Here is a 13858-nt window from a genome sequence, read left to right on the forward strand (position 1 = left end):
GCTCAGCCGGGCCAGACTCCGGTCTCCAGCAGCGACTCGATCGCCGCCGCGTAGGGCGCGATGTCCAGGCCCTGCCCGGCGAGCCAGGTGTCCGAGTAGTACTTGTCGAGGTACCGGTCACCCGGATCGCAGAGCAGGGTGACCACGCTGCCCTGCCGTCCCTCGGCCACCATCTCGGCGACGATCTTCAGCGCACTCCACAGCCCGGTCCCGGTCGACCCTCCGGCCTTCCGCCCGATCGCCCGCTCCAGCGCCCGCACCGCGGCCACGCTCGCCGCGTCCGGCACCTTCATCATGCGGTCGACGGCTCCGGGTACGAAGCTCGGCTCCATCCGCGGCCGGCCGATGCCCTCGATGCGGGACCCGCAGTCGCAGGTGACGTCCGGATCGCCGGTGGTCCAGCCCTCGAAGAAACAGGAGTTGTCGGGGTCGGCCACACAGATCCGGGTGTCGCGCTGGGTGTAGTGCACATAGCGCGCGAGCGTCGCGGACGTGCCACCGGTCCCCGCCGTGGCGACGATCCAGGCCGGCTCCGGGAACCGCTCCAACTCCAGCTGGCGGAAGATGGATTCGGCGATGTTGTTGTTGCCGCGCCAGTCCGTGGCCCGTTCGGCGTAGGTGAACTGGTCCATGTAGTGACCGCCGGCCTCCGCCGCGAGGCGCGCGGACTCCTCGTACACCTTCCGGGGGTCGTCCACGAAGTGGCACTGCCCGCCGTGGAATTCGATGAGACGGCACTTCTCGGCGCTGGTGGTGCGCGGCATGACGGCGATGAAGGGCACCCCGATGAGCTTGGCGAAGTACGCCTCGGAGACGGCCGTCGAGCCGCTGGACGCCTCGATCACCGGGCGGTCCGGCCGGATCCAGCCGTTGCACAGGCCGTAGAGGAAGAGCGAACGGGCCAGCCGGTGCTTGAGGCTTCCGGTCGGATGCGTCGACTCGTCCTTGAGGTAGAGGTCGATGCCCCAGGCCTCGGGCAGCGGGAAGCGCAGCAGGTGCGTGTCCGCCGAGCGGTTGGCGTCCGCCTGGACCTTGCGGACGGCCTCTTTGAGCCAGTCGCGATAGGTGGCGTCGCTGCGGTCGACGTCGAGGGTGGCGCCGGTCCGGATCTGCGGGGTGGTGCTCACGACGGGACTCCTTACGCTTCGCGCCGACGGCGTCCGAACGCGGCCGACGCACCGATCATAAACACCTTCCGCACGCTTCTCACCTGCATAAACGCATCTTTGAGCGTCTCAAAGGCACCCCTGGGGAACAGCGCCGGGCACTGGCTCGAACCCTTCGGGGGCGCACGGCTGCGAATGCTCCGAGCGCCCCCCGCCCGGCGGCCCGTGCGCACTGGTGCTCCGCGCCGGGGGCGGGCAGACTGCCACCGGACGGGACGAACGTCCCGAACGGGGGCGCACACTGGATCACGACACGAGCCGGAGCACGCCGGCCGGGGCCACAAGCTTCCGGACCGGCGACCGAGGAAGTCGAAAAGGGGCGGGGCAGGATGGCGGAGCCGGAGTTCAAGGCGACGGGCGTGCGGATCGACAAGCGGCTGCGTTCGCTCACCCGGGCCGGGCAGGTCCGGATAAGGGACGGCAGGCTGCAGTTGCTGACCAGCTACGGCAGCGAGATCGACAGCGCGCCGGTACAGGCGGTACGGGCCTCGAAGCCGTGGTTCGCGTCGGAGGACCGGGCCCTGGCCGACCTCAACGGCCAGCGCTACTCACTCACCCTGGGTGACCACGACCCGGCACCGGGCGAGCCCGGTCCGCCCGCGGCGCGCCGCTTCATCGAGGCGGTACGCCGGGCCGCGGGGCGTGAGCGCTGAGCCGCACGGACCCGCGGGGCGCGACCGCCCGACCACGGCGAGTTGCGGGACCGTACGCGCTGGGTCACGCTTGTCTCACGTCACTCTGGGTTTACCGGCGATAACGCTGCGAACCAGCCCGCCGGCCACGACAGCAGGCGGCCCCGTGGACGGCGGCGCCCTGCTGGATCCGTTCTCCGTGTTCTTCCGGACCTCACGTCGGGGAGTCGCAGCCGTGATCAAACACCCAAGCAGACACTGCTCGGTGGAGCTCCAAGCATTGCCCTCGCGGATCGGCCAGGTTCGCAGAATCGTATCTGCGCAATTGCGCTACTGGCATCTCGACCCGCTGATCGACCGGGCCGCGCTCGGTGTGACGGAGTTGCTCACCAACGTCCACCGGCACGCGCAGACCGACAAGAACTGCACCGTGGAGATCGAGCTCCAGCTCGACCGCCTCACGGTGTCGGTCCGTGACCACGATCCGCGCCTTCCGGTGGTCGAGGACGGCACGGAGATCGCGCCGATGGCCACCTGCGGGCGGGGTCTCGCGATGGTGGCCGCGGTCAGCGAGAGCTGGGGGGTACGGCCGCACGACGACGGCAAGGTCGTCTGGTTCACCCTGCCGGCATCGACGGCCGCCCCCAAGGCGGCCCGTCCACAGCGCCGCGTCGCCGAACCGGCACCCTGCCTGACGGCCGGCCCGGAACCCGCGACCGCCGGGGCGCCGGCGCCCGCACCCGTCGGCGCCCCGGCTCCCGCACACGCGGCCGCCGCCGTCCCCGGCGCCGCACACGCTCCCGCCCGCTCGGCTGTCGCCAGTTGAGCGGGCGGTGAGTCTCCTCGCCGGGTCTCTCCCCTGCGTTACCGCCGCGTCACGCCGCACCGCCCTTGCCGATGCGGCCGAACTGCTCCTCCAGGACGGACAGCCTGCGCCAGTACTCGTCCTCGTCGATCTCGCCGGAGGCGAAGCGGCGGCCGAGGAGGGCGAGCGGCGAGTCGCCGGACGGACGACCGGCGTCCAACGGGCGCCAGGGTCCGCCGCGGCCGCGCCACACGGTGCGGCGCAGGAACGTGACGGCGCCGATCACGACGGCCGCCCAGATCAGCGGGAAGAACAGGATCCACGGGCCGGGCCCGCCGTTCCAGTTCGCCAGGGTCTCCATGTCGGTCAACTCCCCAGAGTCTCGTGGTGATGTGTCGAGACTGACCCCCGCAAGGGGTCCGGGTCGTCGTGCGGCCGACGGCACCGGCCGTACCTCCCGGGGAGTACACGGCGGCCGGGCGCCTGCTCCCGAAAACAACTGGCGCTCTGTAACTACTAGTATGTACAGTCGGCGCATGAGCACGTCGGAGCGGTTGATCGAGTCCACCCGCGAGCTGCTGTGGGAGCGCGGCTACGTCGGCACGAGCCCCAAGGCGATCCTGGAGCGCGCGGGCGCCGGCCAGGGCAGCATGTACCACCACTTCAAGGGCAAGCCTGACCTGGCCCTGGCGGCGATCCGGCGTACCGCCGGGGAACTGCTGGCCACCGCCGAGGCCCTGCTCACCGGACCCGGCACGCCGTACGAGCGGATCGAGGCGTATCTGCGGCGCGAGCGCGACGTCCTGCGCGGCTGCCCGGTCGGCCGGCTGACCATGGACCCGGACGTCATCGCGAGCGACGAGCTGCGCGCGCCGGTCGACGAGACGCTCGACCGGATCCGGGAGCTGATCGCCGGGATCGTCGAAGAGGGCAAGGAACAGGGGCAGTTCGGCCCCCGGGTGGACGGCGAGGAGATCGCCGCGACCGTGCTCGCGACCGTGCAGGGCGGCTACGTGCTCGCCCGGGCGTCCGGTTCCCCCGCCGCGTTCGACGCCGGGGTGCGCGGACTGCTGTCCCTACTGAGGAGTTGACGTACGTGCACATCACCAGGGAGCGCCCGGACACCCGGCAGGGCCCGGCGGAGAACTTCACCGGCACGGTGTGGCTGGACGAGATCGCCGCGCCCGCCGCCCCGTCCCGGCTGCGCATGTTCAGCGTCCACTTCGCGCCCGGTGCCCACACCGCCTGGCACCGGCATCCGCACGGCCAGGTACTGCACGTGCTGGCGGGCGAGGGGCTGGTGCAGCGCAGAGGCGGCGAGCCGGAGGCGATCCGGGCGGGCGACACGGTGTGGATCGAGCCGGGCGAATGGCACTGGCACGGCGCCGGGCCGCGCACCTTCATGACGCATCTCGCGGTCGTGGAGGCCGCCGAGGACGGCACGACCGCCGAGTGGCACGAGCACGTGACCGACTACCCGGCCTGAGGAGGGTCCGCCACCATGCACGCCATGCAGTACGAGTTCACCCTGCCCGCGGACTACGACATGGGCGTCATCCGCTCCCGCGTCGCGCGCGTCGGGCATCTGCTGGACGACTGGGACGGCCTCGGCATCAAGACCTACCTCGTGCGCGAGCGGGGACACCACGGCTCGCCGGTGAACCAGTACGGGCCGTTCTATCTCTGGAACACCGTGCGGGGCATGAACGCCTTCCTCTGGGCTGGCGCCTTCCAGGGACCCGTCGACGACTTCGGACGGCCGCGGATACGGCAGTGGACGGGCCTGGCCTTCGAGGAGGGCAGCGCCGCCCGCTCCCCCGCCGCGTTCGCCGTACGGCGGCGCCAACCGGTGCCGGACGGTGTGGAGTTGGCCGCCTTCATGGCCGGCGCGGCGGAGGAGACCGGGCGGCTGGCGGCCGGGGACGGTGCGGTGCTCGCCGCGGCCGCCGTGGACACGCACGCCTGGGAGCTGGTCCATTTCTCGCTCTGGGAGCACGACACGCCCAAGGCCGAGGGCGACGTCTACCAGGTACTGCACCTGTCGGCGCCGGGACGCGGCGCGCTGCCGCGCGGGCGGCAGTGGTGAACGGTGTCCGGACGGTCCTCGGTGACATCCGGCCGGAGGATCTGGGCGTCTGCGACGCGCACGACCACCTCTTCCTCCGCAGCCCGCTCCTGCCGGGGCAGGAGCTCAACGACGCGAGCGCCGCCCGGGCCGAACTGGCGGCGTTCCGCGCGGCGGGCGGGGCGGCCGTCGTGCAGTGGACGCCGCTCGGGATGGGGCGGCGGGCCGCCGATCTGCCGCTGCTGTCCCGGTCCACCGGTGTGCACGTGGTCTGTGCGACGGGACTCCACCAGGCGGCGCACTACGCCCCGGAGCAGCTCGACGGACTGCGCGGGCGACTCGCCGAGGTCTTCGTCTCCGAACTGACCGAGGGCATCGGGACGTCCGGGGTACGCGCCGGCCTGGTCAAGGTGGCGGGCGGCTTCCACCACCTCGACGCGCACACCCGCTGGACCATGGCGGCGGCGGCCGAGGCCCACCACGCGACGGGTGCGCCGATCGCCGTCCATCTGGAGCTGGGCACCGGCGCGCTCGACGTACTCGACCTGCTCTGCGGGGAGTTGGGCGTCCCCGGCGACCGGGTGGTCCTCGGCCACCTGAACCGCTCCCCCGACCCGGTCGTCCAGCGGGAGGCCGCCGCCTCCGGCTGCTGGCTGGCCTTCGACGGGCCGTCCCGGGCCAACCACGCCACCGACTGGCGGATGCCCGAGGCCGTACGGGCGCTGGCCGAGGCGGGGTTCGGGGACCGGCTGCTGCTCGGCGGGGACACCGTGGTGGCCGGGGCGCGGTCGGTGGACGGCGGGCCCGGGATGCCGTACCTGCTGCGGCGGGTGCGGCCGCGGCTGGTGGCCGAGCTGGGTGCGGAGCACGTCGACCGGATCCTCACCGGCAACCCGGCCCGGGCCTTCGCCGTCGACTGGCGTTAGCCGCCGGGCGCTCGGCTGGACGTGCCGCGTCCTGCCGTCCGCCGGCCGCAACTCCGTCGTGGCCGGCCGCGCGGCGTGCCGGAGTCGGACGGCACGGTGGCGGGCGGGCGGCGCCGGACCGTGGTCACCGAAGTGCCCCCAGCGGGTCGTCCAGCACCGGCTGCCAGGCCAACTCGGCCGCTCCCACCAGGCTGTTGTGGCTGAGCGTGCACGGCAGGATCGGCACGCTGCCGCTCTGGCCCCACAGACTGCGGTCGGCGACCACGGCGCGCAGCCGCTCCGGGTCGGCGTCCAGGAGGGTGCGGTGCAGGCCGCCGAGGATGATGCGGTCGGGGTTGAGGATGTTGACGAGCCCCGCCAGGCCGAGGCCGAGCCGGTCGATCAGCGCCTCGGCTGCCCTGCGGACGGTCGGGTCGGCGTAGTGGTCGCGGATCAGGTCCTCCGCCTGCCGGAGCAGCGACACCTCGGGGCCGGGCTCGCGCCCCGCCTCGATCAGCAGCGCCAGGGGATCGGCCTCCACGTCCAGGCAGCCCCGGCTGCCGCAGTGGCAGGGGCGGCCCTCGGGGTTCACGGCGAGGTGGCCGACCTCCAGGGCCAGGCCCGAACTCCCCGTGTGCAGGCGGCCGTCCAGGACCAGCGCGCCGCCGACGCCCCGGTGTCCGGTGGCCACGCACAGCAGGTCCCGGGCGCCCCGGCCCGCGCCGTGCCGGTGCTCGGCGAGCGCGGCCAGGTTCACGTCGTTGCCCGCGAACGCCGGGCCGGTGATCCCGGCCGCGCGCACGCACTCCGCGAAGATCCGGCGCACGGGCGCCCCCACCGGCCAGGCCAGGTGGAGGGGGTTGAGGGCCAGGCCCTCCGGTTCGGCGACGGCGGACGGTACGGCGAGACCGGCGCCGACGCAGCGGAGGCCGGTGGTGCGCAGGAGGTCGGCGCCCGCCTCGACCACCGAGCCGAGCACCTTCGCCGGGTCGGCGTCGACGGTCTCGCAGCCGGGCGCGGTCGCGACGATCCGGCCGCCCAGGCCGACCAGCGCCGCGCGGAAGCCGTCGGCGTGGACCTGCGCGGCGAGTGCGACGGGGCCGTTCTCGGCGACCTCCAGGCGGTGCGAGGGGCGGCCCTGCGAACCCGCGGCGGCGCCCGGGTGGGCGTCGACCCTGATCAGGCCGAGCGCCTCCAGTTCCGCGGCGACGGCGCCGGCCGTGGCGCGGGTGACACCCAGTTCCGCGGTGAGCACCGCGCGGGTGGGGGCGCGGCCGGTGTGCACGAGTTCCAGGGCGGGGCCGAGTGCGCCGCGTCCTCTGTCCAACCGGGTCTTCGAGGTTCCGTTCCCCGTCGGGCCGGGGGCCGCCTTGCCGCTCATGAAAGGGAGTCTGCCATGATCCGCAGGAGGGGCCGTATCGAAGGTGCGGCGCCGTCGGGGCTGGTCGCGCCCACGCGGCGGAGCCGCATGTCAATTCAGCCCCGGGCCCCTTCGGGGCGCGCTTCACAAACCGCTCATTCGAAGAGTCACGTTCAGACGGCCGGCCAGACCCAGCTCCGCCGGTCCCGTGCCCGGGTACACCTTGGGCACCCCGTGGAACGCCGGTCTGCTCTCACCCCCGAACACGAACAGGTCCCCCGAGCGCAGCTCCACGTCCGTGTAGGGCTTCCCTCTGTTCTCCGTGTTGCCGAAGCGGAACACGCACCTGTCGCCCAGGCTCAGTGACACCACCGGTGCGGGCGACTTCTCGTCGGCGTCGCGGTGCATGCCCATGCGGGCGTCGGCGTCGTAGAAGTTGATCAGTGCGATGTCGTACGACAATCCGCCGACCGTCTCCGGTCCCAGGGCGTCGGCCACCGCGCGGCGGCCCAGTTCGCCGAGCCAGGCGGGGAACGGCTTGACGGGGCTGCCGTCGCCGTCGACGGCCGTGCGGGCGTAGGCGTACGGGTACCAGTGCCAGCCCAGGCAGACCTGGCGGGCTGTCATCGTGCCGCCGCCGGGTGTGCGGACCGTGCGCAGGCCCGCCGGGGGCCGGGCCCAGTCGCGGCAGGCGGCGAGCAGCGCGCGCTGGCGGTCCGGGTCCAGCCAGTCGGGGACGTGCACGGCGCCCGGCGCGATGCGGGCGCGCGCCCTCGGGAAGAGCTCATCCTCCATGCCCCCATCCTGCCCGACCTGGCCTGAGCTGGGGTTCGGCTAGCCTGGAGGCACGATGAGCGACCGTATGACGACTGCGTGGGGCGAGTTCGAGCTGTCCCGCTTCCCGGAGGATCCGCGCGACCGGCTGCGTGCCTGGGACGCCTCCGACGCGTACCTGCTGCGGTATCTCGACCAGGAGCGGATCGCGCTGTCCGGCACGGTCGTGGTGCTCGGCGACCGCTGGGGCGCGCTGGTCACGGCGCTGGCGGAGCACCGGCCGGCGCAGATCACCGACTCGTACCTGAGCCAGGAGGCGACCCGCGCGAACCTGGCGCGGGCGGGGGTCGAGCCGGGCGCCGTGCAGCTGCTGACCACCCAGGATCCACCGCCGGAGCGGGTGGACGTGCTGCTGGTGCGGGTGCCGAAGAGCCTTGCGCTCCTCGAGGACCAGCTGCTGCGGCTGGCGCCCGCCGTGCACGCGGGGACGGTCGTGATCGGCACCGGCATGGTCAAGGAGATCCACTCCTCGACGCTCCGGTTGTTCGAGCGGATCATCGGGCCGACCCGGACCTCCCTGGCCGAGCAGAAGGCCCGGCTGATCCACTGCACGCCGGATGCGTCGCTGGAGCGCCCGGAGAATCCGTGGCCGTACAGCTACGCGCTCCCCGCCGGGATCGGTGCGGTCTCCGGACGTACGGTCGTCAACCACGCGGGCGTCTTCTGCGCCGACCGGCTCGACATCGGGACGCGGTTCTTCCTGGCGCATCTGCCCGAGGGGGGCCGGCGGATCGTGGACCTGGGGTGCGGGAACGGGGTCGTGGGCACGGCGGTGGCGCTGGCCGACCCCACCGCCGAGGTGCTGTTCGTGGACGAGTCGTTCCAGGCGGTCGCCTCGGCGGAGGCCACCTACAAGGCCAACGGCGTGCCCGGGCATGCCGAGTTCCGGGTCGGCGACGGACTGGCCGGGGTCGCCGCCGGGAGTGTGGACGTGGTGCTGAACAACCCGCCGTTCCACTCCCACCAGGCGACCACCGACGCGACGGCGTGGCGGATGTTCAGCGGGGCGAAGCGGGCGCTGCGGCCGGGCGGCGAACTCCGGGTGATCGGCAACCGGCACCTGGGCTACCACGTGACGCTGCGCCGGCTGTTCGGCAACAGCCAACTGGTCGCGAGCGACCCGAAGTTCGTCGTGCTGAAGGCGGTCAGGCGCGGATAGTCCCGGCGGCGAGCACGCCGATGATCCGGGCCACCTCGCGGGCCATCGCCTCCCTGCCGGCACCGAGGTAGGTACGGGAGTCGACGGCCTCGGGGTGGTCCGCGAGGAAGCGGCGGACGGACGCGGTCATCGCCATGTTGAGCGCGGTGCCGACATTGACCTTGGCGATGCCGCCGGCGACCGCGGCGACCAGGCCCTCGTCCGGGACCCCGGAAGAGCCGTGCAGGACGAGCGGGACCGGCACGGCGGCCGAGAGGCGTTCGAGGAGGTCGTGGTCGAGGGTGGCGGTCCGGGTGGTCATGGCATGGGCGCTGCCGATCGCCACGGCCAGCGCGTCCACACCGGTGCCGGCGACGAAGTCCCGCGCCTCGGCCGGGTCGGTACGCGCCCCGGGTGCGTGCGCGTCCAGCGCCGGCCTGCCGTCCTTGCCGCCGACCTCACCCAACTCCGCCTCGATCCACAGGCCTTGGCTGTGCGCCCAGTCGACGGCCGCCGCGGTCGCGGCGCGGTTCTCGGCGTACGGCAGCCGGGACGCGTCGTACATCACCGAGCTGAATCCGGCGCCGGGGGCCTGCCGGAGCAGGTCGTCGCTCCGGACGTGGTCGAGGTGCAACGCGACGGGCACGTGGGCGCGTTCGGCGGCCGCGGTGGCGGCGCGGGCCAGCGGGAGGAGACGTCCGTGGCGGAACTTGACTGCGTTCTCGCTGACTTGGAGGACGACGGGTGAACCGGCGGCCTCGGCACCGGCGACGACGGCTTCCACGTGTTCCAGGGTGATGACGTTGAACGCGGCGACGGCGGAGCGGACTTCGGCGGCCCGGCTCAGCAGTGCACCGGTGGTGGCGAGGGGCACGCTCACTCCCCGCCGGTCGGGGTGAGGACCACCGAGCGGCTGAGATGGCGCGGCCGGTCGGGGTCGAGGCCGCGGGCGGTGGCGACGGCGACCGCCAGTCGCTGGGCGCGGACCAGTTCGGCGAGCGGGTCGAGAGTGCCCTGTATCCACAACCCCCCGGTGGCGCCGACCTGTTCGGCGAGTCCGGCGGGCGCCGGGCCGAACATCCAGGTGGCCGTGGCGCGGGTGGTGACGCTGATCGGGCCGTGCCGGTACTCCATCGCCGGGTAGGCCTCGGTCCAGGACAGCGAGGCCTCGCGCATCTTGAGCCCGGCCTCGCTCGCGAGGCCGACGCTCCAGCCGCGTCCCAGGAAGGTGAACTGGGTGCACTCGGCCAGTCCCGGCGGCAGCGGAGCCGCCAGCGCGGTACGGGCGTCGGTGACCACGGCGTCGGTGTGCAGCCCGAGGTGGGCGCGGAGCAGGGTGAACGCGCTGGTGGCGAACCGGGTCTGGACGACGGAGCGTTCGTCGGCGAAGTCCAGGACGACGAGGTCGTCGGCGGCCTCCGCGACAGGGGTGCCGGGGTCGGCGGTGATCGCGGCGGTGCGCACGCGCCCCTTCAACCCGCCCAGCAGGTCGAGCACTTCGGTGGTGGTGCCGGACCGGGTGAGGGCCAGGACCCGGTCGTACGACCGTCCGTGCGGGAACTCCGACGCGGCGAAGGCGTCCGTCTCGCCGTGGCCCGTGGACTCGCGCAGTACGGCGGCGGCCTGGGCCATGAAGAACGAGGTGCCGCAGCCGACGATCGCGACCCGCTCGCCCGGGGCGGGGAGCACGTGCGCCTGGCGGGCGGCTTCGGTGGCGGCCCGGGTCCAGCACTCGGGCTGGCTGCTCAGTTCTTCGGTGGTATGTGACATACCACTCTCCCTCCCCTGGATGGCCATGGTGATTGTTCTTGCAAGATAGAGCCACCTTTCAATCACAATCAAGCATTCCATCGAAGACCAGGTGCGCTAAGGTCGCCAGAAGATCGAAGAACGGAGGCGGCGGATGACGCGCGACGCCCGCTGGAAGGCGCTGCTCGAATTGCTGGTCGAGCGCGGCCGCCTCGATGTCGAGGAGGCGGCGGCCGAGCTGGCGGTCTCGGCGGCCACCATCCGCCGGGACCTCGACCAGCTGGCCGAGCAGCAGATGCTGGTGCGCACCCGGGGCGGGGCGGTGGTGCACGGGGTGTCCTACGAGCTGCCGTTGCGCTACAAGACGGCCCGGCAGGCCTCGGAGAAGCAGCGGATCGCCAAGGCGGTGGCGGAGCTGGTCGCGCCGGGCGAGGCGGTGGGGCTGACGGGCGGTACGACCACCACGGAGGTGGCCCGGGCCCTGGCCGTGCGGGGCGACCTGGCCACCGGAACGCCGGCGCTGACGGTCGTCACGAACGCGCTCAACATCGCGAACGAACTCGCGGTGCGACCCCAGTTCAAGATCGTGGTGACGGGCGGGGTGGCACGCCCGCAGTCGTACGAGCTCGTCGGGCCGCTCGCGGACGGGGTACTGGGTCAGATCACCCTCGATGTGGCGGTGCTCGGGGTGGTCGGCTTCGACGTGGTCCACGGGGCCGCGGCCCATGACGAGGCGGAGGCCGCGGTCAACCGGGTGCTGTGCGAGCGTGCGGCCCGCGTGGTCGTCGCCGCCGACTCCAGCAAGCTGGGCGGGCGGGCGTTCGCCCGGATCTGCGCGGCGGAGCTGGTGGACACGCTGGTGACGGACACGGCGGCGGCGCCGGAGACGGTGCGCCGGTTCGAGGAGGCGGGGGTCCGGGTCCTGACCGTGTGAGTGTGCCGCGATGCGGCTCTGCGACCCGGTTCGCTGTCACATTCCGCTGGTGTCCGCGCTGACGAATCCCGCGCCCCGCTGGTCGTTGCAGCCGAACACCGGCCGGTCGGCCGGGTCGGGCCAGCTCTGCTGGGCCTGGAGGGCGACGCTCACCAGGGTCAGCAGCAGGTCGACGTCGCTGGCGGCGTCGAGTCGTATGGTCACCCACTGCGAGCCCGGGACGATCCGGATCGCCCCCGTGCTCCTGAGGTCCTTGGCGAAGTGCCGGATGGCGTGGGCGGTGAGACGCAGGTCCACATCGCGGTCGGAGTGGAAGTGCGCGATCTCGCCCTGCACCGAACTCACGGCCTGACCCAGGCCGCAGCTCGGTACGGCCTCGGTCAGGTCGGGCCAGGTCGCCAGTTGCGCCAGAGCGCGCGAGGCCAACGTCATGGGGCCATCATGGACCGCTCACTCTCCGGTAACCAACCAGCGAGCAGTTATTAACCGAGCTGTTGCCGGACTCTGTCCGAACACAGACGCCCGGGACGAGTGAATATCCGCAGGATTTCAGTGGTTCGAGGGACGGAAGGTACCTCTCGGACGTCCGGGACCACCGTGGCCGACGTCACGTTCTACGCGCATCCGACACCGGCCTCACGCCCGCCTGACACCCGTCGCCGCGAACGCGTCGGCAGTGGTGAGGTCGAACTCCCCGTGGTCGCTGCCGAGGCCCTGGGCGACCAGCGCCGCCACGGCGTTGCCGAGGACGGCCGCGTCGTGCGGGGTGCGGCCCAGCCCGATGCCGTAGACGAATCCGGCCGAGAAGGCGTCGCCGCAGCCGGTGGTGTCCACGACGTCGGTCTCGAAGGCGGGCACCGGCTCGGCGCCCTCGGCGGTGACCAGCAGCGCCCCGTCACCGCCCCGGGTGACCGCGACCAGCCCGGCGCCGGCGCCGACCAGTTTCTTCGCACCGGCCACCAGGTCGTCCTCGCCGGAGAAGCCCAGTACCTGGTCGTCGTTGGGGAGGAGGTGGTCGACGTACGGCAGGGCGGCCGCGATCTGCTCGAAGCTGCCGAGGACGCCGGGCGCGAGCAGGTCCACGGACGTCGTCACGTCGTGTTCCTTGGCGAAGTGCAGGATGCGCGCGGCGACGTCGACGCCGATCAACTCCGGGCCGCCGAGGTGGAGATGGTCGGCTTCGGCGAGGGCGTCCCAGGGCACGTCGTCGACGCCGTAGGTGATGTTGGCGCCGAGCAGGTGCAGGGAGGGCCGGTCGCCGTTGGGGCGGATGGGCAGCACGCTCGCCGACGTCGCGGTGTCGGTACGGCGGACGAGGAACCCGGTGTCGATCCCGGCCCTGCCGAGCAGCTGCACCAGCATGTCGCCGGTCGCGTCGGCGCCGATCGCCCCGGCGCTGAGCACGGTGGCGCCGAGTTTGGCGAGGCTCAGCGCGGTCCCGCCGGCGGTCCCGGCCGCGGTCATCCTGATGTCCTCGACCAGGGTGGCGCCCTGGCCCTCGGGTATCGCGTCCACCGGCCGGACCAGCACGTCCAGCACGTGCACGCCCATCGTGACGACTCTCATGGCTTGCCCTCCTGCAGGGATCGGGTGGTGCCGTAGTTCCGGGCGATCGCGGCCTCGATCACCGCGAGTTGCTGCCGCTCGTCCAGGACGCGGGGTGTTCCGAGGGCCGCCGCGTGCTGGTAGACACCGCAGGCCCATTCGAGCAACAGGGCGTTCTCGACGGCCTTGTCGAGGGTCGGTCCGACGGTGACCGAGCCGTGGTTGGCCATCAGCGCCGCGCTGCGGCCGTCGAGCGCGGCGAGCACCGACTCGGCGAGTTCCGGGGTGCCGAAGGTGGCGTACGGGGCCACCCGCACGGTGCCGCCGAGGGCGAGCAACTGATAGTGGATGCAGGGCAGTTCGTCGAGGACGCAGGAGAGGGCGGTGGCCATCGGGGCGTGCGTGTGGACGACCGCGCCGGCGCCGTAGCGGCGGTAGACCCCGAGGTGCAGGTCGAGTTCGGAGGTCGGTTGCAGGGTGCCGGCGACGGCCTTGCCGTCCAGGTCGACCACCGTCACCTGGCCCGCGGTGAGCTGGGCGAGCACCGCGCCGGTCGCGGTGACCGCGACCCGGTCCCCCACCCGCACGCTGACGTTTCCCGCCGTTCCGACGAGCAGGCCCGCCGCTCCCAGGCGACGGCAGACGTCCGCCACCGCGGCCCGTTCCTGAACCAGCGCGGAGCTTGAGTCCGTCATGGCCGCGACGGTAACGTAAACCTGAAACAA

General features: G+C 72.8%; 17 protein-coding genes. 8 read left to right on the top strand and 9 right to left on the bottom strand.

All coding sequences use genetic code 11. The features are described 5' to 3' along the window. Window positions 1–2: 2 nt before the first annotated feature. Entirely contained in the window at window positions 3–1127 is a 1125-nt protein-coding gene (locus tag ACFZB3_RS29060) for a pyridoxal-phosphate dependent enzyme (protein ID WP_391380273.1), read from the bottom strand. A 368-nt stretch (window positions 1128–1495) separates the two neighbouring features. Here ACFZB3_RS29060 and ACFZB3_RS29065 point away from each other — a divergent pair, with 368 nt between their 5' ends. Further along, a complete protein-coding gene (locus ACFZB3_RS29065) occupies window positions 1496–1819 on the top strand; it encodes a hypothetical protein (protein ID WP_391380275.1) in 324 nt (107 codons plus the stop codon). Window positions 1820–2033: 214 nt separating this feature from the next. After that, window positions 2034–2624, top strand: coding sequence for an ATP-binding protein (locus ACFZB3_RS29070; protein ID WP_391380278.1), 591 nt, complete (start codon window positions 2034–2036; stop codon window positions 2622–2624). A gap of 49 nt (window positions 2625–2673) precedes the next feature. Here the strand turns inward: ACFZB3_RS29070 and ACFZB3_RS29075 are convergent, their stop codons facing one another. Beyond that, the gene (locus ACFZB3_RS29075) at window positions 2674–2964 is read right to left on the bottom strand and encodes an SHOCT domain-containing protein (protein ID WP_391380280.1); all 291 of its coding nucleotides are present in this window, start codon (window positions 2962–2964) and stop codon (window positions 2674–2676) included. Window positions 2965–3124: 160 nt separating this feature from the next. Here ACFZB3_RS29075 and ACFZB3_RS29080 point away from each other — a divergent pair, with 160 nt between their 5' ends. The 4 genes from ACFZB3_RS29080 to ACFZB3_RS29095 are packed head-to-tail and all read left to right on the top strand — an operon-like array spanning window position 3125 to window position 5594. Further along, on the top strand, window positions 3125–3694 hold the full coding sequence (locus tag ACFZB3_RS29080) for a TetR family transcriptional regulator C-terminal domain-containing protein (protein ID WP_391380282.1): 570 nt from the start codon (window positions 3125–3127) through the stop codon (window positions 3692–3694). A gap of 5 nt (window positions 3695–3699) precedes the next feature. Further along, a complete protein-coding gene (locus tag ACFZB3_RS29085) occupies window positions 3700–4089 on the top strand; it encodes a cupin domain-containing protein (RefSeq protein ID WP_391380283.1) in 390 nt (129 codons plus the stop codon). A gap of 15 nt (window positions 4090–4104) precedes the next feature. Continuing rightward, window positions 4105–4689 carry a DUF4865 family protein gene (locus ACFZB3_RS29090; RefSeq protein WP_391380285.1) on the top strand — a complete coding sequence of 195 codons (585 nt, stop codon included), beginning with the start codon at window positions 4105–4107 and terminating at the stop codon, window positions 4687–4689. Then, window positions 4686–5594: a phosphotriesterase gene (locus ACFZB3_RS29095; RefSeq protein ID WP_391380286.1), complete on the top strand. Its 909-nt coding sequence runs from the start codon at window positions 4686–4688 to the stop codon at window positions 5592–5594. The genes ACFZB3_RS29090 and ACFZB3_RS29095 overlap by 4 nt, the downstream gene beginning before the upstream one ends. Before the next feature lie 124 nt (window positions 5595–5718). Here ACFZB3_RS29095 and ACFZB3_RS29100 read toward each other — a convergent pair whose 3' ends face one another. Then, on the bottom strand, window positions 5719–6954 hold the full coding sequence (locus ACFZB3_RS29100) for an ROK family protein (protein ID WP_391380289.1): 1236 nt from the start codon (window positions 6952–6954) through the stop codon (window positions 5719–5721). A 123-nt stretch (window positions 6955–7077) separates the two neighbouring features. Continuing rightward, complete coding sequence (locus ACFZB3_RS29105; protein WP_391380291.1) at window positions 7078–7728, bottom strand: alpha-ketoglutarate-dependent dioxygenase AlkB; 651 nt, start codon at window positions 7726–7728, stop codon at window positions 7078–7080. Between the two features lie 67 nt (window positions 7729–7795). On the opposite strand from ACFZB3_RS29105, the gene ACFZB3_RS29110 reads away from it, so the two are divergent. Further along, window positions 7796–8926: a methyltransferase gene (locus tag ACFZB3_RS29110; protein WP_391380293.1), complete on the top strand. Its 1131-nt coding sequence runs from the start codon at window positions 7796–7798 to the stop codon at window positions 8924–8926. On the opposite strand, the gene ACFZB3_RS29115 is transcribed toward ACFZB3_RS29110, so the two are convergent. Beyond that, window positions 8913–9779 carry a ketose-bisphosphate aldolase gene (locus ACFZB3_RS29115; protein ID WP_391380295.1) on the bottom strand — a complete coding sequence of 289 codons (867 nt, stop codon included), beginning with the start codon at window positions 9777–9779 and terminating at the stop codon, window positions 8913–8915. The genes ACFZB3_RS29110 and ACFZB3_RS29115 overlap by 14 nt on opposite strands. A 2-nt stretch (window positions 9780–9781) precedes the next feature. After that, window positions 9782–10675 (bottom strand): SIS domain-containing protein, encoded by an 894-nt coding sequence (locus ACFZB3_RS29120; RefSeq protein ID WP_391380297.1) that lies wholly within the window; start codon window positions 10673–10675, stop codon window positions 9782–9784. Window positions 10676–10808: 133 nt separating this feature from the next. On the opposite strand from ACFZB3_RS29120, the gene ACFZB3_RS29125 reads away from it, so the two are divergent. Further along, the gene (locus ACFZB3_RS29125; RefSeq protein WP_391380299.1) at window positions 10809–11588 is read left to right on the top strand and encodes a DeoR family transcriptional regulator; all 780 of its coding nucleotides are present in this window, start codon (window positions 10809–10811) and stop codon (window positions 11586–11588) included. 36 nt (window positions 11589–11624) lie between these two features. Here the strand turns inward: ACFZB3_RS29125 and ACFZB3_RS29130 are convergent, their stop codons facing one another. From ACFZB3_RS29130 to ACFZB3_RS29140, 3 genes are all read right to left on the bottom strand, one after another. Continuing rightward, entirely contained in the window at window positions 11625–12020 is a 396-nt protein-coding gene (locus ACFZB3_RS29130; protein ID WP_391380301.1) for a luciferase family protein, read from the bottom strand. A gap of 204 nt (window positions 12021–12224) precedes the next feature. Next, complete coding sequence (locus ACFZB3_RS29135) at window positions 12225–13154, bottom strand: PfkB family carbohydrate kinase (RefSeq protein WP_391380303.1); 930 nt, start codon at window positions 13152–13154, stop codon at window positions 12225–12227. Beyond that, window positions 13151–13828: a class II aldolase/adducin family protein gene (locus ACFZB3_RS29140; RefSeq protein ID WP_391380305.1), complete on the bottom strand. Its 678-nt coding sequence runs from the start codon at window positions 13826–13828 to the stop codon at window positions 13151–13153. Before ACFZB3_RS29140 ends, ACFZB3_RS29135 begins: the two co-directional genes overlap by 4 nt. Window positions 13829–13858 lie beyond the last annotated feature (30 nt).

This window comes from Streptomyces sp. NPDC008092 (genome assembly GCF_042957285.1).
In the GTDB taxonomy this organism is placed as follows: Bacteria; Actinomycetota; Actinomycetes; order Streptomycetales; family Streptomycetaceae; genus Streptomyces.